The organism is Aureibaculum flavum (assembly GCF_016406085.1).
Classification (GTDB): Bacteria; Bacteroidota; Bacteroidia; order Flavobacteriales; family Flavobacteriaceae; genus Aureibaculum; species Aureibaculum flavum.
In genome coordinates, this window is sequence record NZ_JAEHFJ010000015.1 from 1 (window position 1) to 20,984 (window position 20,984).

The following is a 20,984-nucleotide window of genomic DNA, read 5'->3' on the forward strand; positions in this document are numbered from 1 at the left end:
ATTTGGCTTAAAGATTATCTTCAATTAGATGGATTGGCCTATAAATTCGTTCCTATTCTTACACCAAGTAAAAGTTCTAACGGACGTCCAAAAAGTGTGTTAGACCTTGGTAGAATAGACACTGAAACCATGTATAACAATGTGAAAAAATGGGATTGGAGAAACAGCAATGGTGACATTTACGTAGATGTAGAAACGCGTAAAAACGGCATTACATTTAGAAATAGTTTGATACGATTGGCAGAAGCATTTATTAAAGAAGGTAATAAAGAAAAAGCAGAAGAAATATTAGACCTTTCTATTGAAAAAATGCCCATAAAACGATATGGTCATTTTGGACTTGTATTAGGTTACCCAGATGCTTATTACCAAATTGGAAATAAAGAAAAAGCAAAAAATGTTGCCAATACCTTAGTTGATATTTTTCAAGATAGGATCGAATTTTATAGTGGGTTAGACAATTATGGTGTCTCACAACATTATGATGATATTGAAGGTACGTTAATGATGTATAACAACATCGTTGCTACTGTTGATGAAAATGACAAGGAATTTGCTGAAGAACTTAAAAAAGGATATATCGCTTCAATACGCTCTTTAGAAGGTGTTATTGAGTAATTGTAAGTGTTTATCAGTATAATGTCTTTCAGAGTGAGCGAAGAATCTTATTAAATTTTACACGAATAATAATGAGATTCGTCGTTTCTCGCAATGGCATTTGTTTCAAAACAAAGATACTAGTCGTTAATCCGTTTTCTACCTAAAATGAACTCTTATTTTACAAAAATTCCAAAATGGATTAGGTCAGTATACCCAAAACAAATATGGAGTTTTTCTAATTCTAAAAAAGAAATTTTTCTCACTTTTGATGATGGTCCTACCCCCGAAATAACAGATTGGGTTTTAAATATGTTAGACCAATTTGATGCGAAAGCTACATTTTTCTGTATTGGCAATAACATTGAACAGAATCCAACTACATATGAGAACATTCTAAAAGCAGGACATTCAGTTGGCAACCATACCTACAGTCATGAGAAAGGTTGGAAAACCAAGAATGAAGACTATTTGAATTCAGTTCTAAAAACAGACAGAATCATTGAAGAGTTAAAACTAAAACCGAATAACCCCAAACTGTTTCGCCCTCCTTACGGTAAAATAAAAAGATCTCAAACAAAACTTCTTTTAGAGAAAGGGTACAAAATAGTAATGTGGTCTATTTTAAGTTGGGATTTCGACACGTCTATTACTCCTAAACAATGCTTAAACAATGTAGTTAAAAATGCAGAGCAAGGCAATATTATTGTGTTTCATGATAGCGTAAAAGCTTTTGAAAGACTACAAATAGCACTTCCGAAGGTATTGGAATATTTTAGCGAGAAAGGATTCGTATTTAAAAGGATAAGCTAATAAATATTTATCATAAATAATTTTGAGACGCTTCGCACTACTCTTTAGAAGCATAACACGATTGAAAAATTAATTAACCCTGCCTCTATTATACGTACTGCTCTACCAAACTTATTAAGGTATTTGCATCTTGTTCTCCAGATTGACGCCATTTCATTTCTCCATTCTTGTAAATGATAAATGTAGGGTTACCTTTTATACGTAATGCGTTTGCTAAGATTTCGTTTTTATCAATATCTATTTTTATGACCTTGGCTTTATCTCCTAAAGCTGCAGCAACATCTCTTAACACTTTATGGAAAGTATTGTTATTTTCATTCCAATCCGCGTAAAAATCAATTAAAGTAGGAATGCTTGAACTGATTAACTCACCAAATTTTGCCATAAAATATAGTATTAAATATTAAACAATCAACTCCGAGTTAAAGGGTTAGTTATACAAATATAACATTTTTAGATTATTTTTTAACTTTTTAACGTAATAACAGACATTTCTACTAAAACAACTGATTATTGACAAACTAAATACATTTAAACGAAGACTTCAATTACTCAATAAAAAAACAAATAACAACCACCTTAGTCTTTGTAATAAAAGATTGAAGTGTATCTAAATTTAGATCCTAGTAAACTGAAACTAAGTTTGCATAGGTAACAAAACTAAATCAAAGCCATTCATAAATATATTTTTTAGCATTTATTTAACCAAATTAATCATACTGACAATCTTCTCAGAGTCAGAAATTGCCAGTATGGTATCATCAAAAAAACGGTCGCTATTCATTGTAACATGGACTTTCTTCTGAGAACGATATAATGATGTTGCAGAAAAATGTACTTGATTAAATCCAGCCTTTTTAAATTCCAAAATAGTATCTATGTTCACACCACTACCAGGCATAATTTCAATAAATGTACCAGCCCTAACCTTAAGTTTTTTTAATAATTCAATTCCTTTAATAGCCTGATTTTCTTGCCCCGAAGTTAATATTCTGTTAACTCCAATTGCCTTCAACTCATCCAAACTCTTAAGTGGATTCACCACCCAATCAAAGGCTCTATGAAAAGTAAAAGACATAGGCCTTGCCAACTCAATCAACTCTTTTGTTCTTTCTAAATCAATTGTATTATCTGTATTTAAAACACCTGAAACTACACCTTCACATCCAAGGTTTTTACATAACACAATATCTTGCTTCATAACTTCAAAATCAGCATTAGAATAGGTGAAATCGCCACTTCTTGGACGAATTAAAACATGCACAGGAATCCTTAAATCTTGTTTTATCTTTATTATTAATCCATAAGATGGAGTAATACCACCAACCGCCAATTCTGAACACAATTCAATTCGATCAGCCCCAGAAGCTTCAGCATTCACTGCAGATTGGTAACTATTTGCACAAATCTCTATTTTCATGGTTTATTATTTTACCTTTCCTTTTAACATTAATCTACTGTTGTTAATCTAAAATCTAACAAAGTTATCACTGTTTTTAGTATCTTGCTTCACTTAATAAAAATCACAACTAAATAGTAATAATATTCAACTCAAAAATACAACTAATGAATCAAGAAAAGTCATATCGCAGTTCCTTTATATTATTAACCGTATTATTTTTCCTTTGGGGATTTATAACCGTATTAGTTGATTCTTTAATTCCTCGCTTACGAGAATTATTTACACTTTCGTACTTCCAAGCAGGTATGGTACAATTTGCTTTTTTTGGAGCTTATTTTATCCTTTCTATACCTGCCAGTTTTATACTTTCTAAAATTGGATATAAACGCGGAATTATATTAGGATTAATAACTATGGCTGTTGGATGTTTATTATTTTACCCTGCGGCATCCTATCGTGAATTTAGCATTTTCATGTTGGCTTATTTTATTTTAGCAGGTGGAATGACGGTATTACAAGTAGCAGCAAATCCTTATGTAGCTGCCTTAGGTAGTGAAGATGGTGCTTCAAGTCGATTAAATTTATCACAAGCGTTTAACTCCGTTGGCACAGCTATTGCTCCTATTATAGGTGCACTGTACATCTTAAGTGACAAAATAAAAACACCAGAAGAAATTAGCTCATTAGTTGGTGCCGCAAAAGAAACGTATTTAACTGCAGAAGCTGCGGCAGTACAAACTCCATTTATAGGCTTGGCCATTTTTATAGGATTAATTGCCGTTGTTTTCTTTTTCGCAAAACTACCGAAACTGATAAGTGAAGAGTCTACAGGAACTTATGCTCAAGCCTTTAAACAAAAGAATTTAATGTTGGGTGTTTTAGGTATTTTCTTTTATGTGGGTGCTGAAGTTGCCATTGGTAGCTATTTAATCAATTATTTTTTAGACATGAACCTCGTGCCATTGGTAAGAGATAGTTCGGTAATGATGAATACAGCAAACTTTATTGCTAACCTTTTCCAAAAATCATTGGATGGTGCAGATGACAAGGCACTGTTAGGTATTTTTGTATTATTCTATTGGACGGGTGCAATGGTAGGACGTTTTGTTGGATCATATTTAACTACTGTAATGAAACCAGGTAAAGTATTGGGTGTTTTTGCAACGCTTGCGGTTACCTTAATTGTTATTTCAATGAGTACAACAGGGCTGGTTTCTATGTGGACAATTATAGCTGTAGGATTGTTTAACTCCATAATGTTCCCAACGATATTTACCTTAGCCATTGACGGTCTAGGTCCATTAAAACCGAAAGCTTCTGGTTTACTGTGTACAGCTATTGTAGGTGGAGCTATTATTCCACCTTTGTTTGGATTACTTACGGATAATGTTGGTTTTAAAACAGCCTTAATTTTTGTTATTTGCTGCTATGGATACATATTGTTTTACGGATTAAAAAACACAAAAAGCAAGCATAAAAGCGTAACAGAATATAGTTTGTAAAAGCCCCGGCTTGCTGCACCAGCACAGAAAATGAATAACGCAAATAACTTAACGACCAAATAATAAACATATGAAACGTAGAAATTTTATAAAAAATGCTTCCTTAAGTGGAGTTGGGCTAGCTATTGGAACTTCGTTAACAAACTGTGCTGAAAAAGCTTCTGAAAATAATGAAAAAGTAATAGCCACCTCTGTAAAAGCATCTTTACCATTGGTTATTGCAACATGGAATTTTCCTAATGCCACAACCAAAGCTTGGGAAACATTTCAAGAAGGAAAATCAGCTCTTGATGCCGTTGAACAAGGTTGCAAAGTTGAAGAAGCTGATTTAAATAACACCACCGTAGGTAATGGAGCTTCACCAGATAGAGACGGTAATGTTACCTTAGATTCTTGTATAATGAACGCCAAAGGAGATTGCGGATCAGTTGTCTATTTACAAAACATTACACACGCTATTTCAGTAGCTAGAAAAGTGATGGAAGATACACCTCACGTGATGCTAGCAGGTAAAGGAGCTGAACAATTCGCTTATGAAAGTGGATTTAAAAAAGAAGATTTATTAACTGAATCGTCCAAAAAAGCATGGGAAGCGTGGAAAGTAAAGTCAGAATATAAACCAATAATTAATATTGAAAATCACGATACCATTGGCATGTTAGCGGTTGATAAGAATGGAGACATTTGTGGGGCATGTACTACTAGCGGATTGGCATATAAAATGGCGGGACGTGTTGGTGATTCACCCATAATTGGTGCTGGATTGTTTGTTGACAATGAAATTGGTGCTGCCGTTGCCACAGGATTGGGTGAAGAAGTTATGAAAACCGTAGGTAGTTTTTTAGTTGTAGAATTAATGCGACAAGGTAAATCTCCACAAGAAGCTTGTGAAGAAGCCATAAAAAGAATTGTGTCCAAACCAAATAGTAATTATAAAAACTTTCAAGTCGGTTATATTGCCGTTAACAAAAAAGGAGAAACAGGGTCCTACTCTATCCATAAAAACTTTAGTATGAGCAAATTTCAGGATGGTAAAAACACAAATACCCAATCTGATTATTTTATTAAAGAAGAAAAATAATTTAAACCAAATACATACAGTAATTTAGACCTCACAGTTCGTTAAGACATGTGAGGTTTTTTTATTAGCAAATAAAATATTTTATTTGTCTAAACAATCTTTGTAGATTTGAGCATACTTGAAAACATAACAATGTCTGCACAAAAACGCTTATTCTTACTCGATGCTTTTGCCCTAATCTTTAGAGGTTATTACGCTTTTATAAAAAACCCTATCATAAATTCTAAGGGTATGGACACCTCAGCCATAATGGGATTCATGAATTCATTACTAGATGTAATAAAAAGAGAAAACCCTGATCATTTAGCGGTGTGTTTTGACAAAGGTGGCAGTGTAGATCGTGTGGAAATGTTTGCCGAATATAAAGCCAACAGAGACGAAACACCTGAAGCTATAAAAATTGCGGTGCCTTACATCCAAGAAATTTTAAAAGCCATGCACATTCCAATTATGGTAAAAGAAGGCTTTGAAGCAGATGATGTTATTGGCACACTAGCTAAAAAAGCGGAAAAAGAAGGGTACCAAACTTTTATGGTGACACCCGATAAAGATTTTGCTCAATTAGTTTCTGAAAATATTTTTATGTACAGGCCTAGATTTGGGGGAGGTTATGAAACTTGGGGGGTACCTGAAATACTTGAAAAATTTGAAATTACTGATCCACTACAGGTTATCGACTTTTTGGCAATGAAAGGTGATGCCATTGATAATATTCCTGGTTTACCAGGCGTGGGAGATAAAACAGCCAAAAAATTCTTAGCTGCTTATGGTAGTATTGAAGGACTATTCGAAAACAGTCACGAGCTTAAAGGTAAGATGAAAGAAAAGGTTGAGGCCAATGTTGAACTTGGACTTTTATCAAAAAAATTAGCGACTATAATGTTAGATGTTCCTGTGGAATTTGATGCTAAAGATTTTGAACTCGACCAACCCAACTTACCTAAAGTCACTGAAATTTTTGAAGAATTAGAATTTAGAAGATTATTGGTTAATCTTGAAAAAACTTTCGCCCCAAAAAATGAAAACACAGAAGTAAAGCCTCAAATACAAACGAAAAAAGAAGGAGTTAAAAACAATCCAACGGACAATATTCAATTCGACCTATTTGCAGCTCCTGGAACGGGAAGTAGCGAACCAAAAGTGATAGTTAACGGATTTAATTCCATTGAAAACACCACCCATTTTTACCAATTGGCGAACACACCACTTTCAAGAAAATTATTATTAAAACAACTATTAGCTCAAAAATCAGTTTGTTTTGATACAGAAACTACAGGTTTAAAATCTTTGGAAGTAGAATTAATTGGCATTGCTTTTTCATGGGAACACCACAAAGGTTTTTATGTTCATTTTCCAGAAAACCAAGAAGAGACTTTAGAAATATTAGAAGAGTTTAGACCATTTTTTGAGGATGAATCTATTGAAAAAGTAGGGCATAATTTAAAATATGATATTAAGGTATTATCCAATTATAATATGCCAGTAAAAGGTAAATTATTTGATACGATGATTGCACATTATCTGATAAACCCAGATATGCGTCATGGAATGGATATACTAGCAGAAACATATCTAAACTATCAACCCGTTCCAATTACGGAATTGATCGGTAAAAAAGGTAAAAACCAAGGCAACATGCGTGATGTTGAACTGGACAAACAAACAGAGTATGCGGTTGAAGATGCTGACATTACGTTACAACTTAAAACACATTTCACTAAAGAATTAGAAGGTGGTAACCTTACCAATTTATTCAATGATGTAGAAATGCCATTGGTAGCTGTGCTTTCTGCAATGGAAATTGAAGGAATTAACATAAATACTAGTTTTCTAAAAGAACTATCAGTAGCGTTAAATAAAGATATTGAACGTTTAGAAAAAAGTATTTATGAGCAAGCAGGAGAAGAATTTAATTTAGCATCTCCAAAACAACTGGGACCTATTTTATTTGACAAACTTAAATTAGTAGACAAACCAAAAAAGACCAAAACAGGTCAATACTCTACTGCTGAAGATGTCTTATCCTTTTTAGCGAAAGACCATCAAATTATTAGAGATATTCAAGAATTTAGACAATATAAAAAATTACAAAGTACCTATGTAGATGCGTTGCCTAATGAAGTTAACCCTAAAACTCATAGAATTCACACAGTATATGCTCAAGCGGTCGCCGCTACAGGTAGGTTGAGTTCTAACAATCCTAATTTACAGAATATTCCGATTCGGACAGAACGCGGAAGACAAGTGCGTAAAGCGTTTATTCCAAGAGATAAAAATTACACATTGTTGGCAGCAGATTATTCTCAAATTGAATTGCGAATTATTGCTGCATTAAGTAAAGAGGATAACATGATAAATGCATTTAAAAACAAAGAAGATATCCATGCTTCTACTGCCGCTAAAGTTTTTAATGTCCCAATTAGTGAAGTAACTCGCGAACAACGTGGTAATGCCAAAACAGTAAATTTCGGAATTATATATGGGGTTTCGGCATTTGGCTTGAGTAATCAAACCTCACTGTCACGAAGCGAAGCTAAAGAATTGATTGATACCTATTATGAAACCTATCCAAAATTACGCAGTTATATGGATGGTCAAATTCATTTTGCAAGAGAAAATGGCTATGTTGAGACCGTTTTAGGTAGACGTAGATATTTAAAAGATATAAATTCTCGTAACGCTATTGTTCGAGGAGCAGCGGAACGAAATGCTGTAAATGCTCCTATCCAAGGAAGTGCCGCCGACATTATTAAATTGGCAATGATTTCTATTTACAATCGTTTTCAACAAGAAAATTTTAAAAGTAAAATGTTATTGCAAGTTCATGATGAATTGGTTTTTGATGCACACAATGATGAACTGGAAATTATAAAACCTATCATTAAACAAGAAATGGAAAATGCTTACAAATTATCCGTACCTTTAGATGTTGAGATTGGAATAGGTGAAGATTGGCTAGTAGCTCATTAGAACTCAATCAGACTTCAAGATACATAAAAATATAACTAATTTTTTAAAAAAAATATCATGGCAAAATCACAAGACGCAAAGAAAAACTCAAAAAAAGAGCCTCTTTTAAGTGCAAAAGAAAAGAAGCAAGCTAAAAGAGATAAAAAAAACAAAAGAGAATAGCTTAATCTATTGCATTAATACCCAACAGCTCTAGCATCAAAACTTCTAGAATCTGCAGCACCATAAACCTTATTGTTTTTATGATCTATGGTTATACCCATGGCCTGCCCTTGCATATTTCTAAAATACACTTCATGTCCCAATGCCTCATATAATTTTTGGGTATCTGGTGAAATACCAAATTTTTCAAAAGAAGTTTTATTCGGAAACCATTGATGATGAATTCTCGGTGATTCTATGGCTTGAGCGATATTCATATCAAAATCAATTACATTTAAAATAACTTGTAAAACGGTGTTAATAATGGTTCTTCCTCCGGGACTACCAATAACAATTACAGGTTTTCCGTTTTTTGCAACAATAGAAGGTGTCATACTCGATAACATTCTTTTTTCAGGCTGCACTAAATTCGGTTTTGTACCAATTAAACCTCTAGAATTTGTATAACCAGGAATAGGGTTGAAATCTCCCATTTCATTGTTTAATAAAAATCCTGCTCCTTCGACTACATATTTATTACCATAACTATTCTCTAATGTATATGTCATAGAAACGGCATTACCTTGTTTATCAACCACAGAAATATGGGTAGTTTCAGGACTTTCAGGTACTAAATGTTTTGCATTAAAATGTGCAGAGTCACTTAATGAAGCCTTCTGTAAGTCAATACTAGATCTTAAATTATTAGCATGCTCTTTTGACAACAACTTATCTATTGGCAAATCAGGATTAAAATCTGAATCTCCCACAAACTCAGCCCTATCAGAAAAGGCTCTTCGCATCGCCTCTGTTATCACATGCAGGGAAGCTGCAGAGTTATGACCCATTTCACTCAAATTGTACCCTTCCAATATATTCAACATTTCAATTAAAGCAATTCCTCCAGAACTTGGTGGTGGCATACCTACAATTTCATATCCTCTATAGGTTCCCAAAACAGGTGTTAATTCCTGTGCTCGGTATTTGGCTAAATCTTTTTCAGTTATAATCCCTCCGTTTTTCTTCATAAAATCGGCAATTAATTTTGCTGTTTTGCCTTTATAAAAACCATCTGCTCCTTTTTTCTGAATTCTTTTTAATGTTTCTGCTAATTCTGGTTGTTTAAAAATTTCACCAGGTTTATAAGGTGTATTATCAGGTTTTAAAAATGCTTTAGCAGTAGAAGGGTATTTCGAATTATTTTTTGCAATAAAATGAACAAACCATTCATTACGATAACTTGCTGGATAACCCTCTTCTGCCAATTTAACGGCAGGAGCCACCAAATCTGACCAAGGTAATTTTCCCATTTTTTGATGAGCCATATATAAACCAGCAACAGTACCTGGTACCCCTGTCGCTAACAACCCTTCATGATTTGAATTATTTTTTATTTTACCATCTTTTCCTAAAAACATATCTTCTGATGCGGCTAATGGAGCTTTTTCCCTAAAATTAAACGTTGTTTTTTTTCCATCATCTCCATAATAAACTAAAAATCCACCACCACCAATATTACCCGCAGATGGTAAGGTAACTGCCAAAGCAAAAGCAGTAGCTACAGTAGCGTCAATGGCATTCCCACCCTTTTTAAGAATGTCACTCCCAACTTTAGATGCTAAGTAATGACTAGTAACAACCATTCCGTTTTCACTAGGAGCAGGTGTTTTTCCACTTTGAGCAAAAATGGCACTAGAAACAAATAATAAACCAAATACAATTGTTTTCAAGAAGATATTCATCGAAGTAAGATTATAGGTAAATAACAAACCTAACTAAAATATAGTTGATATGCAATAGAAGAGCTTAAAGCATAATGCTTGCAGTCATTCATTTAATAAGTTGTACATTGAAAATAAAATTACTCAACAAATGAAAACAATGACTTGCAAACAATTAGGTGGTGCTTGCGAAAAAAAGTTCAACGCGAATACGTTCGACGAAATAGGTGAAATGAGTAAAGTTCATGCTATGGAAATGGTTCAACTTGGAGATAAGCCTCATTTAAAAGCAATGAATTAAATGAGTGAAATAATGAAAACGTATAATACAATGAATGCTTGGTTTAACAACAAGAGAAAAGAATTTGACGCTTCTCCTGATAATTAAGAACCTCTAAGCCTTACCAGTTATGTTCTTCATTTTATAATAGCTTCATTAAGATATGAATTATTGTTGTCTGATTTACGGATTTTTAAACGTAAAAATGGAGTGTTACCCAGATGATATTCTTTGTAAATTATTGCCCTAAAAATATATCTAATACACTGTTTGTTATATAAATAAATAGTAGTATCTTTGCAAACCCTTTTTTAAGGGAAAAACAATTTATTATTAATAGACAAAAACTAATCGTGTGAACACATTAAGTTACAAAACAGTTTCAGCTAACAGAACCACTGTAAAAAAAGAGTGGGTATTGGTTGATGCGGACGGACAAACACTGGGTCGTTTAGCTTCTAAAGTAGCAATGCTTATAAGAGGTAAGTACAAACCCAACTACACACCCCACGTTGATTGTGGTGATAACGTAGTAATTATTAACGCAGAAAAAATTATCTTATCAGGTAAGAAGTGGACGGAAAAATCTTATATCCGTCATACAGGTTACCCTGGAGGTCAAAGGTCGCTTACGGCTACTGAGTTGTTTAAAAAAGATCCAACTCGTCTAGTAGAAAAAGCGGTAAAAGGGATGCTACCAAAAAACAAATTAGGTAGTGCTTTATTTAGAAATTTAAATGTCTTTACAGGTACTGAGCACAACAAAGAAGCTCAAAAACCAAAGACTATTAACCTTAACGATCTTAGATAATGGATATAGTACATAAAATAGGTAGAAGAAAAACGGCAGTTGCCCGTGCTTATGTTTCTAAAGGAAAAGGAAACATTATCATAAACAATAGAGAATTAAACAATTATTTTACTACAGGAACTTTACAATACAAAGTATTGCAACCTTTGACACTAACTGATAATGACAAAAATTATGACATTAAAGTTAATGTGTTTGGTGGTGGAGTTACAGGTCAAGCTGAAGCAATTCGTTTAGCCATTACTAGAGCCTTAGTTTCTATCGATCCTGATTATAGAACGATTCTTAAACCAGAAGGGTTACTTACAAGAGATCCAAGAATGGTAGAGCGTAAAAAATTCGGTCAGAAAAAAGCCCGTAAAAAATTCCAATTCTCTAAACGTTAATCATATTTTTATTAATTATAAACAGTTTAAGTTTAGCACCCAAATAATTAAGACTCATGTAACATGGCTACTTAGTTATTGCTAAATAAGGAACGTAAACAAAAAACAAAATGAACATTCAAATTCAAGAATTATTAGATGCAGGTGTACACTTCGGTCACTTGACAAGAAAATGGAATCCAAACATGGCTCCGTATATTTATACAGAGCGTAATGGAGTACATATTATCGATTTGTATAAAACTTCAGCTAAAATTGAAGAATCTGGGATTGCTTTAGAAAAAATAGCAGCTTCTGGTAGAAAAATATTATTTGTAGCGACTAAAAAACAAGCTAAAGATATAGTTGCTGAGAAAGCAGCGAGCGTCAACATGCCTTACATTACAGAAAGGTGGCCAGGCGGAATGCTTACTAACTTTGTAACTATTCGTAAAGCTGTTAAAAAAATGGCTCAAATTGATAGAATGAAACTAGATGGTAGTTTCAATGCTTTATCTAAAAGAGAAAAATTACAGATTGATCGTCAAAGAGCTAAATTAGAAAAGAATTTAGGTTCAATTTCTGACATGACTCGTTTACCTGGTGCTTTATTTGTAATTGATACTCGAAGAGAACATATTGCTATTGCTGAAGCTCAAAAATTGAATATTCCAATTTTTGCTATGGTAGATACAAATTCAGACCCTAGACCAATTGATTTCGTAATTCCTTCAAATGATGATGCTTCAAAATCAATCAACAAGATTTTGTCTTATTCAACTGAAGCTATTGCAAAAGGTTTAGCAGAAAGAAAATCTGATAAAGATTCAAGCAAAGATGATGCCCCTAAAGTTTCTAAAAAAGTAGAAAAAGCAAAGGCTAAAACTGAAGAAGTAATTGTAGAGGAGAAAAAATAAATTATTGTATAACCTACAATTAATGAATTTAGTTCAACAAAATTCATTAATAGATTAAACATAAAAACTATGGCAAAAATTACAGCCGCAGAAGTAAATAAATTAAGAAAAGCTACCGGTGCTGGTATGATGGATTGTAAAAATGCATTAGTAGAGGCGGAAGGTGACTTTGATAAAGCGATTGACGTTTTACGTAAAAAAGGTCAAAAAGTTGCTGAAAAAAGATCTGATAGAGATTCTTCAGAAGGTGCAGCAGTTTCTAAAATCAATGAGTCTAACACCGCTGGTGTTGCTATTGTTTTAGGATGTGAAACTGACTTTGTTGGTAAAAATGAAAATTTCTTAGCTTTAGCAAATAGCTTTGCTGAGAAAGCAATCAACTTTAATACTAAAGAAGACTTTTTAGCTTCTGACTTTGATGGAATGACAGTTGCCGATAAATTAGTTGAACAAACTGGTGTTATTGGTGAAAAATTAGAACTTACTGGTTTTGAAAAATTAGAGGCACCTTATGTAGGTACTTACGTGCACATTAATAAAATTGCAGCCTTAGTTGGTCTTTCATCTAAAGTAGATAATGCTGAAACATTAGTAAAAGATGTTGCAATGCAAGTTGCTTCTATGGGAGCTTCAACGTTATCTTTTAAAGATTTTGATGCAGATTTTGTAGCCTCTGAAACGGAAGCTAGAATTGCTGTTATTGAAAAAGATAATATTGAATTAGCTCGTTTAGGTAAAACACTTAAAAACGTACCTCAGTTCATTTCTATGGCTCAATTAACTCCTGAAGTATTAGCTAATGCTGAAGAAGCTGCGAAAGCAGAACTTAAAGCCGATGGTAAACCAGAAAAAATTTGGGATAAAATTCTTCCAGGAAAAATGGAACGTTTTATATCAGATAACACAACATTAGACCAAGAGAAATGTTTATTGGATCAAAACTTTATTAAAGATGAGAAGATAAATGTTGCAAAATATGTTACATCTTATGGAGATGTTTCTATTACAGACTTTAAACGTGTTTCTGTAGGATAAGCTTTTAATAAATTTTTCACTCATCAAAAAGTGGAAAATTCAATTTCTTAAAAATAATTTCAAAAACCTCGTCATATGACGAGGTTTTTTTATTTTTGAAATGCTTATATTTGTCAAACTTTCATAACAAATGCAATACAAAAGAATTCTATTAAAATTAAGTGGTGAAGCCTTAATGGGCGATCAAAATTTTGGTATAGACCAAACTCGTTTAAAACAATATGCTTTAGAAATAAAAAAGGTAGTTGAAAGCGGTGTTGAAGTAGCCATAGTTATAGGTGGCGGAAATATTTTCAGAGGTCTTTCGACAGAAGGCAGCAAGATGGATAGAGTTCAAGCGGACTATATGGGCATGTTGGCTACCGTAATTAACGGTTTAGCTTTACAAAGTGCTCTTGAAGACGCAGATGTGCAAACACGATTACTCACTGCCATAAAAATGGAGCAAATTGCAGAGCCTTATATTAAGAGAAGAGCGGTAAGGCATTTAGAAAAAGGTAGAGTAGTTATTTTTGGTAGCGGAACAGGTAATCCGTTTTTTACTACGGATACAGCTGCAGTATTAAGAGCTATAGAAATTGATTCTGACGTAATCTTAAAAGGGACACGAGTAGATGGAATTTACACCTCTGATCCTGAAAAGAACATTAATGCAGTAAAGTTTGAAAATATTACATTTAAAGATGTAATGAATAAGGGCTTAAAAGTTATGGACATGACAGCCTTTACATTGAGTGAAGAAAATAAATTACCTATTATTATATTTGACATGAATAAAGAAGGTAATTTGATGAAATTACTCTCAGGTGAAAATATTGGAACAAAAGTTGATATAGAAATTTAGAATTATTTTATTATGAACGAAGAATTACAATTTATAATAGATACTGCTAAAGAACAAATGGATAATGCAGTAGAACATTTAATTAAAGAATTAGCAAATATAAGGGCTGGTAAAGCATCCCCTGCCATGTTAAGAGGTGTAATGGTTGACTACTACGGTACCAAGACTCCATTAAGTCAAGTGGCAAATGTTAATACACCTGATGCAAGAACACTAAGTGTTCAGCCTTGGGAAAAAAATATGTTGCAAGAAATTGAAAGAGGAATAATGTTTGCTAATTTAGGACTTAATCCTATGAACAATGGTGATTATATTATCATTAATGTTCCGGCTTTAACAGAAGAACGTCGTAAAAATCTTGCAAAACAAGCTAAATCCGAAACTGAAAATGATAAAATTAGCATAAGAAATGCCAGAAGAGATGCTAATCACGATATAAAAAAATTGGATGTTTCCGAAGATTTACAAAAAATCGGTGAAGAAGAAATTCAAGTACTTACCAATAAATACATCAAAACTATTGATGATTTATTTGATATAAAAGAGAAAGAAATTATGACAATATAATTACATTTCAATAGTAATTTTCTGTCAAAAGCATCGTGTAAACAGATGCTTTTTTTATTTTAATATTATAATGTGTCCTATTAAGCGATTTTGTATCTTTTTATTCTTTCTTGTTCCTTTTTTAGGAATGGGACAAAATAATATTTCCGGTATTATCAAAGATAGTAAATCCAAAACACCTCTTCCCTTTGCAACCGTAATTACCAACACTGGTATTGGTACCATTACGGATACAGAAGGTCGGTTTAACATCTCATCAAAAAACGCTTTTTCTGCTTTTACAATTACCTATGTTGGTTACAACAAACAGAATGTTATCGTACCAAAAAAAAATAATTTTATAACAATACTATTAGAAGCTAGTTCCGAAAACTTAGGCGAAGTATTACTTATTGCAAAAGAGAATCCTGCTTTAGTAATTATTAGAAATGCCATAAAGAATAGAGATAAAAATAATATTTCAAAGGCCTTACAAACCTATAAGTACAAACTATACAATAAATTACTCGTTACTGCTAATCCCGATTCAATCAGTGGAACAATTGATTCCGTTTTTGTTAAAAAAAATGACAGCCTAGTTTTTGTTGCACTAGATTCTGCCAATTACAACTTTAAAAAACAAATCAACAGACATCATCTATACATAACGGAAAAAGTTGCCGAACACACTTTTCAAAGAGGTAAAAACAAAAAAGAAACTATTTTAGCCACACGGATGGCTGGGTTTAAAAACCCTATCTACGAGTTTTTAGCATTAGATATTGAGAGCTTCTCGTTCTATGATGAAGCCTACACGCTATTAGGCAATAATTACATAAACCCATTGGCTAAAAATGCTTTAAAAAAATACAATTATAAAATACTTGACACCATATATAACAAGCAAGGGGCCTCTTATATGATTCATTACAAACCTAAACAAAAAAAGGATGTTGTTGGTTTAGAAGGTGTCTTGTACATTCATGAAAACAGTTTTGCTCTAGAAAAAGGAATTGCTGAGTTAAAAGGAATTGTGGCGGTACAAGCTGTTCAAAATTTCACATACAAAAATGAAGAAAACATCTGGTTTCCTGACGAAACAACTATTAGTATTCGAAAAGGTAAGAATAAAGAAGATGTCTCAATTTTTGGCGAAGTTATAAAATTCTCCGAAAATCAAACACGGAATGACTCGATTGTAAATCCAAGGGGAAAAGATTTCACCGATGCCACGTTTTTAATATCAAAAAGTAACATATCCGATATAATTATTAATGACCCTATACGGGTTATTAACTCTGCTTCCTCAATAGAAATTGATGATTTTGCTGCAGACAGAAATGAAGACTTTTGGAATACATACAGAACCGATTCTATAACCTCTCGTGGTTTAGAGGCTTATAAAGTTTTAGACAGTCTATCAGAGTCAGAAGGTGCCGAACAAAAATTAAACATTGCCAGAAAAGTATTAAAAGGCTTTTACCCTACTAATTATTTTGATTTAGATTTGAGTAAAATGATCAATTTTAATAATTATGAAGGTTTTAGATTTGGTTTAGGAGGTATTACAAACTCCACATTCTCAAAGATACTAAAACTAGAAACTAATGCCGCTTATGGATTTAAGGATAAAACAATAAAGTATCATGTTGGTGCAGCTATAAGACTCAGTAAGACAAATAATAGCTGGATTGGTGCTGGTTATACAGATGACTTACAAGAAGCGGCTAAACTAGACTTCCTTTTTGAGGAAACATCATTTGCATTAATCAATCCTAGAAATTTAAATATAGGTCAGTTTTTTAATTACAAAACTTTTAATATCAATTTTAAACATGATATTTTACCAAATTTAGAAACAAAATTAGAAATGACCCGTGGCAGTTATTACCCAAAGTTTAACTATCAATTTATTACTAATAATTTAGTCTATTCTGAATATAATTTAACAACAGCAACTGCAGCCCTGAAATGGACACCATTTAGTAGATATTTAAATACCCCAGAAGGAAAATTTACTATTAAAAATGGTTTTCCAAAAATCACAATACAATTTGCAAAAACTTTTAATGATTTTTTAGGTGGTGATTTAGAATTTAATCAACTTAAATTAAAATACGAACACGATATAAAGTTCATAAACAAGAGCTCTACAAGTTTTTTAATACAAGGAGGGTATACTTTTGGCGATGCACCCTTAACACACCTTTATAATGCCACACCTAATTATTCTTTTGCAAACCCTTGGCGTAAACGAATTAATTTTTCAGGTACAAATGCATTCGAAACTATGGCATTTAACGAATTTATTTCAGACAGGTATGTTTCTATTCAAGGGCGATATAATTTTTCTAGATTTGAAATAACTAAAAAATTCAGACCAAGTTTAAGCTTAATTTCTAGATTTGCTATAGGATCAATAGAAAGTGCAAGTGAACATTATGGTGTATCCTTTAAAAAAATGAATAAAGGTTATATGGAATCAGGTCTCGTTTTAAACCATTTATTTAAAGGTTTTGGCGTGAGTTCCTTTTACCGTTATGGCCAATATAGCAATGCTAAATTCTCAGATAATTTAGCTGTAAAACTAACTTATGTGCTTAGTCTAGGATTTTAGCTTATTTTAGTACCTTTGCCGCATTATAAATACACAACTTCTTAATGAATTTTTGGACATACATTGCACGTATAATTATTAAAGGAAGGATTCCTATATTAATAATTCTAGCCTTTATTACTTATTTATTAGCAACGCAAATGAAATACATGCGTTTTTCACATAGTGAAGCTAATTTACTACCTAAAAACCACGAAGTAAATCTAGAATATAATAAGTTTTTAAAAATCTTTGGCGAAGAGGGCAACTTAATAATACTGGCCACACAAGATTCAACAATATATACTGCTAAAAAGTTTAATAATTGGAATAAACTGTCCAAACAATTAGACACTTTACCACAAATAGATTTTACGGTTTCTATTGGAGACATTAAAAAACTTTACAAGGATACCGAAAATGAAAGGTTTGATTTTACTCCAATTTATAATCACCCCCCGAAAACGGACAAAGAAGTTGATTCTATAAAAACAGACCTATTTGAAAATCTTCCTTTTTATGATAATTTCTTGTTTAATAAAAAAACAGGAACGATAAGAACCATTATCTATATAAAAAAGGACATTGTAAATACGATTGAACGTAAAAAATTCATCCTTGAGGTTTTAAATCCTACAATCGCAAAGTTCGAAAAAGATAATAATATTGATGTGAAAATTTCTGGTATGCCCTATATCAGGACCATGAATTCTAAAAGTATAACTGACGAGATTGGTATTTTTGTAGTACTCGCCTTATTGGTAACTTCAATTATTTTCTTTTTCTTTTTTAGATCACATAGAGCTACTTTAATTACCATGATAGTAGTAAGTGTTGGTGTGATTTGGGCTTTTGGCTTTATTGGCTTGTTTGGCTATGAAATCACAGTATTAACAGCACTAATTCCACCATTAATAATTGTTATTGGTGTGCCCAATTGTATATTTCTTATCAATAAATATCAGCAAGAAATTAAAGAACACGGTAATCAAGCAAAATCACTGCAGCGTGTAATTTCCAAAGTTGGAAATGCTACCTTAATGACCAATGTTACTACAGCATCTGGATTCGCTACTTTTATTTTTACAAAAAGTCAATTATTAAACGAATTTGGTATCATTGCATCCGTTAACATCCTTGCTATATTTATATTATCACTATTAATAATTCCAATTATTTATAGTTTTTTACATAAACCACAAGACAAACATTTAAGACACCTAGAAAAACGCTGGATTGATACAATTGTAAGTTGGATGGAGCGTACTGTGCGTCATAAACGTATTGCGGTTTACATCTCTACAGTGGTTGTAATTGTTTTTAGTATTATTGGTGTTTACATGATAAAAGTTTCAGGTAGTTTAATAGAAGACATGCCTAAAGGAAAAGATTTCTTTAAGGATATTGTTTTTTTTGAAAACGAATTTGGGGGTATAATGCCTTTAGAAATAATTATTGATACCAAACGCAAAAAAGGTGTAATGAAGCTGTCTACTTTAAAAAGGATGGACAAGCTCGTTGAAATTATTGATGAAATTCCTGAACTTTCACCTACAGTTTCTGTATTAAATATAGTAAAGTACTCTAAGCAAGCTTATTATAATGGCAACCCTAAGTACTATCAATTACCTACAACGCAAGAACAAAATTTTATATTATCCTACACTAAAAATTCAAATACAAATTCAGATTTGCTCAGTAATTTTGTCGATTCAACAGGTCAATATGCTCGTATTACCACCTTCATGAAGGATATTGGAACCGATAAAATGGAGCGAATAGAAGAACGACTGCAGGCTAGAATTGATAAAGTTTTACCTGCAGAAAACTATAACGTAACTCTAACCGGTAAATCATTAGTATTTTTAAAAGGAACTAATTATTTGATTAAAAATTTAGTGATTTCGTTGTCTCTAGCCATTTTTCTAATTTCCTTGTTTATGGCTTGGATGTTTAGATCCTTCAAAATGATATTGATTTCATTATTACCAAATATTTTACCTCTTTTGGTTACAGCAGGGCTTATGGGCTATTTAGGGGTCCCTATAAAACCATCAACTATTTTAGTTTTTAGTATTGCTTTTGGTATTTCGGTTGATGACACCATTCACTTTTTAGCTAAATACAGGCAAGAATTGCAAGTCAACAACTGGAGAGTTAAAATTTCTGTATATAATGCCCTAAGAGAAACAGGTGTAAGTATGTTCTATACTTCCATTGTATTATTTTTTGGATTTTTAGTCTTTACCGTTTCTAGTTTTGGAGGCACAATAGCATTAGGAGGCTTGGTATCCGTTACCTTACTTTTTGCAATGGTCTCAAATCTATTACTACTACCATCATTATTATTATCCTTAGAAAAAAAGATAGCAAATAAAAAGGTATTAAAAAAACCGCCAATTCAAATATTAACAGAAACAGAAGCTGAACTAAAGGAAGAAACTGAAGATTAAAATTAAATTATTATGAAAGGAATTATTTTAGCGGGAGGAAGCGGAACAAGGTTACATCCTTTAACATTAGCCGTAAGTAAGCAATTAATGCCTATTTATGACAAACCTATGATTTATTACCCTCTTTCAACCTTAATGTTAGCTGGCATAAAAGATATTCTAATTATTTCTACACCTCATGACCTGCCCTTATTCGAAAGACTATTGGGAGATGGTAAACAATTGGGGTGTAATTTTCAATATAAAGTACAAGAAATACCTAATGGATTAGCACAAGCATTTGTAATTGGTGAAGAATTCATAGGAGACGATAGTGTTGCTTTAGTTTTAGGTGATAATATTTTTTATGGAACAGGATTTCACCAAGCTTTAATTGAAGCTACAAGTAAAAAAGGAGGAACTGTATTTGCTTATCATGTTAATGATCCGAACCGTTATGGTGTTGTTGAATTTGATGAAGACAATAAAGCCCTTTCTATAGAAGAAAAACCCGAACATCCAAAATCTAATTACGCTGTTCCAGGAATTTATTTCTACGACAACACTGTTGTGGCTATTGCTAAAAATCTAGAACCTTCTGCACGGGGTGAATATGAAATAACTGATGTAAATAAAGTGTATTTAGAACAAGGTAATTTAAATGTAAGTATTCTGAACAGAGGTACCGCTTGGCTAGATACGGGTACGTTTCAATCATTAATGCAAGCTCAGCAATTTGTTCAAGTTATTGAAGAACGCCAAGGTTTAAAAATAGGTTGTATAGAAGAAGTTGCTTACAAAAAAAGATTTATCTCTGCAGATCAGCTTATTAAAATTGCCGAACCCTTGGTTAAAAGTGGTTATGGTGATTACTTAATGAATATTGTAAAACACAAACAGCACGGATAAAATTTGAATTTCTTAGAACTCC

The 20,984-nt window shown here is 32.5% G+C and carries 17 protein-coding genes and 1 pseudogene; 15 read left to right on the plus strand and 3 right to left on the minus strand.

From position 1 onward, the window contains the following. A pseudogene (locus JBL43_RS19145) lies at window positions 1-618 on the plus strand (tetratricopeptide repeat protein); the annotation flags it as partial. 147 nt (window positions 619-765) lie between these two features. Then, window positions 766-1,410, plus strand: a complete 645-nt coding sequence (locus JBL43_RS19150; RefSeq protein ID WP_198842974.1) for a polysaccharide deacetylase family protein — start codon at window positions 766-768, stop codon at window positions 1,408-1,410. An 88-nt stretch (window positions 1,411-1,498) separates the two neighbouring features. On the opposite strand, the gene JBL43_RS19155 is transcribed toward JBL43_RS19150, so the two are convergent. Then, complete coding sequence (locus JBL43_RS19155) at window positions 1,499-1,795, minus strand: thioredoxin family protein (RefSeq protein WP_117882117.1); 297 nt, start codon at window positions 1,793-1,795, stop codon at window positions 1,499-1,501. Window positions 1,796-2,107: 312 nt separating this feature from the next. Continuing rightward, window positions 2,108-2,830 (minus strand): copper homeostasis protein CutC, encoded by a 723-nt coding sequence (locus tag JBL43_RS19160; protein ID WP_198842975.1) that lies wholly within the window; start codon window positions 2,828-2,830, stop codon window positions 2,108-2,110. Between the two features lie 146 nt (window positions 2,831-2,976). On the opposite strand from JBL43_RS19160, the gene JBL43_RS19165 reads away from it, so the two are divergent. The 3 genes from JBL43_RS19165 (at window position 2,977) to polA (ending at window position 8,365) form a co-directional block, all read left to right on the plus strand. Further along, window positions 2,977-4,314 carry a sugar MFS transporter gene (locus tag JBL43_RS19165; protein WP_198842976.1) on the plus strand — a complete coding sequence of 446 codons (1,338 nt, stop codon included), beginning with the start codon at window positions 2,977-2,979 and terminating at the stop codon, window positions 4,312-4,314. Window positions 4,315-4,384: 70 nt separating this feature from the next. Then, window positions 4,385-5,395: a glycosylasparaginase gene (locus tag JBL43_RS19170; protein ID WP_198842977.1), complete on the plus strand. Its 1,011-nt coding sequence runs from the start codon at window positions 4,385-4,387 to the stop codon at window positions 5,393-5,395. A gap of 132 nt (window positions 5,396-5,527) precedes the next feature. Continuing rightward, window positions 5,528-8,365, plus strand: a complete 2,838-nt coding sequence (polA, locus tag JBL43_RS19175; protein WP_198842978.1) for a DNA polymerase I — start codon at window positions 5,528-5,530, stop codon at window positions 8,363-8,365. A gap of 176 nt (window positions 8,366-8,541) precedes the next feature. On the opposite strand, the gene ggt is transcribed toward polA, so the two are convergent. After that, the gene (gene ggt / locus JBL43_RS19180; RefSeq protein WP_198842979.1) at window positions 8,542-10,248 is read right to left on the minus strand and encodes a gamma-glutamyltransferase; all 1,707 of its coding nucleotides are present in this window, start codon (window positions 10,246-10,248) and stop codon (window positions 8,542-8,544) included. Window positions 10,249-10,378: 130 nt separating this feature from the next. Between ggt and JBL43_RS20320 the strand changes: the two genes are divergently transcribed. From JBL43_RS20320 to rfbA, 10 genes are all read left to right on the plus strand, one after another. Next, window positions 10,379-10,528, plus strand: coding sequence for a hypothetical protein (locus tag JBL43_RS20320; protein ID WP_233098838.1), 150 nt, complete (start codon window positions 10,379-10,381; stop codon window positions 10,526-10,528). A 334-nt stretch (window positions 10,529-10,862) separates the two neighbouring features. After that, window positions 10,863-11,318 (plus strand): 50S ribosomal protein L13, encoded by a 456-nt coding sequence (gene rplM / locus JBL43_RS19190; RefSeq protein WP_138948136.1) that lies wholly within the window; start codon window positions 10,863-10,865, stop codon window positions 11,316-11,318. Next, window positions 11,318-11,704 carry a 30S ribosomal protein S9 gene (gene rpsI, locus JBL43_RS19195; RefSeq protein WP_117882137.1) on the plus strand — a complete coding sequence of 129 codons (387 nt, stop codon included), beginning with the start codon at window positions 11,318-11,320 and terminating at the stop codon, window positions 11,702-11,704. Before rplM ends, rpsI begins: the two co-directional genes overlap by 1 nt. A 110-nt stretch (window positions 11,705-11,814) precedes the next feature. Beyond that, the gene (rpsB, locus tag JBL43_RS19200) at window positions 11,815-12,600 is read left to right on the plus strand and encodes a 30S ribosomal protein S2 (RefSeq protein ID WP_198842980.1); all 786 of its coding nucleotides are present in this window, start codon (window positions 11,815-11,817) and stop codon (window positions 12,598-12,600) included. 69 nt (window positions 12,601-12,669) lie between these two features. Next, a complete protein-coding gene (gene tsf, locus JBL43_RS19205; protein WP_198842981.1) occupies window positions 12,670-13,635 on the plus strand; it encodes a translation elongation factor Ts in 966 nt (321 codons plus the stop codon). A gap of 130 nt (window positions 13,636-13,765) precedes the next feature. Continuing rightward, the gene (gene pyrH, locus JBL43_RS19210) at window positions 13,766-14,479 is read left to right on the plus strand and encodes a UMP kinase (RefSeq protein ID WP_198842982.1); all 714 of its coding nucleotides are present in this window, start codon (window positions 13,766-13,768) and stop codon (window positions 14,477-14,479) included. Window positions 14,480-14,491: 12 nt separating this feature from the next. Beyond that, window positions 14,492-15,046, plus strand: coding sequence for a ribosome recycling factor (frr, locus tag JBL43_RS19215; protein ID WP_117882145.1), 555 nt, complete (start codon window positions 14,492-14,494; stop codon window positions 15,044-15,046). A 127-nt stretch (window positions 15,047-15,173) separates the two neighbouring features. Next, window positions 15,174-17,642 carry a DUF5686 and carboxypeptidase-like regulatory domain-containing protein gene (locus tag JBL43_RS19220; protein WP_198842983.1) on the plus strand — a complete coding sequence of 823 codons (2,469 nt, stop codon included), beginning with the start codon at window positions 15,174-15,176 and terminating at the stop codon, window positions 17,640-17,642. 44 nt (window positions 17,643-17,686) lie between these two features. After that, complete coding sequence (locus tag JBL43_RS19225; RefSeq protein ID WP_198842984.1) at window positions 17,687-20,074, plus strand: efflux RND transporter permease subunit; 2,388 nt, start codon at window positions 17,687-17,689, stop codon at window positions 20,072-20,074. A gap of 12 nt (window positions 20,075-20,086) precedes the next feature. After that, complete coding sequence (gene rfbA, locus JBL43_RS19230) at window positions 20,087-20,962, plus strand: glucose-1-phosphate thymidylyltransferase RfbA (RefSeq protein ID WP_198842985.1); 876 nt, start codon at window positions 20,087-20,089, stop codon at window positions 20,960-20,962. Window positions 20,963-20,984 lie beyond the last annotated feature (22 nt).

Coding starts and splice junctions, on each gene's coding strand:
- ggt (WP_198842979.1), bottom strand. CDS start 10,248: ATGAATATCTTCTTGAAAACAATTGTATTTGGTTTATTATTTGTTTCT.
- JBL43_RS19160 (WP_198842975.1), bottom strand. CDS start 2,830: ATGAAAATAGAGATTTGTGCAAATAGTTACCAATCTGCAGTGAATGCT.
- rpsI (WP_117882137.1), top strand. CDS start 11,318: ATGGATATAGTACATAAAATAGGTAGAAGAAAAACGGCAGTTGCCCGT.
- rfbA (WP_198842985.1), top strand. CDS start 20,087: ATGAAAGGAATTATTTTAGCGGGAGGAAGCGGAACAAGGTTACATCCT.
- JBL43_RS19165 (WP_198842976.1), top strand. CDS start 2,977: ATGAATCAAGAAAAGTCATATCGCAGTTCCTTTATATTATTAACCGTA.
- JBL43_RS19150 (WP_198842974.1), top strand. CDS start 766: ATGAACTCTTATTTTACAAAAATTCCAAAATGGATTAGGTCAGTATAC.
- JBL43_RS19155 (WP_117882117.1), bottom strand. CDS start 1,795: ATGGCAAAATTTGGTGAGTTAATCAGTTCAAGCATTCCTACTTTAATT.
- rpsB (WP_198842980.1), top strand. CDS start 11,815: ATGAACATTCAAATTCAAGAATTATTAGATGCAGGTGTACACTTCGGT.
- pyrH (WP_198842982.1), top strand. CDS start 13,766: ATGCAATACAAAAGAATTCTATTAAAATTAAGTGGTGAAGCCTTAATG.
- tsf (WP_198842981.1), top strand. CDS start 12,670: ATGGCAAAAATTACAGCCGCAGAAGTAAATAAATTAAGAAAAGCTACC.
- JBL43_RS19225 (WP_198842984.1), top strand. CDS start 17,687: ATGAATTTTTGGACATACATTGCACGTATAATTATTAAAGGAAGGATT.
- JBL43_RS20320 (WP_233098838.1), top strand. CDS start 10,379: ATGAAAACAATGACTTGCAAACAATTAGGTGGTGCTTGCGAAAAAAAG.
- frr (WP_117882145.1), top strand. CDS start 14,492: ATGAACGAAGAATTACAATTTATAATAGATACTGCTAAAGAACAAATG.
- JBL43_RS19170 (WP_198842977.1), top strand. CDS start 4,385: ATGAAACGTAGAAATTTTATAAAAAATGCTTCCTTAAGTGGAGTTGGG.
- JBL43_RS19220 (WP_198842983.1), top strand. CDS start 15,174: ATGGGACAAAATAATATTTCCGGTATTATCAAAGATAGTAAATCCAAA.
- polA (WP_198842978.1), top strand. CDS start 5,528: ATGTCTGCACAAAAACGCTTATTCTTACTCGATGCTTTTGCCCTAATC.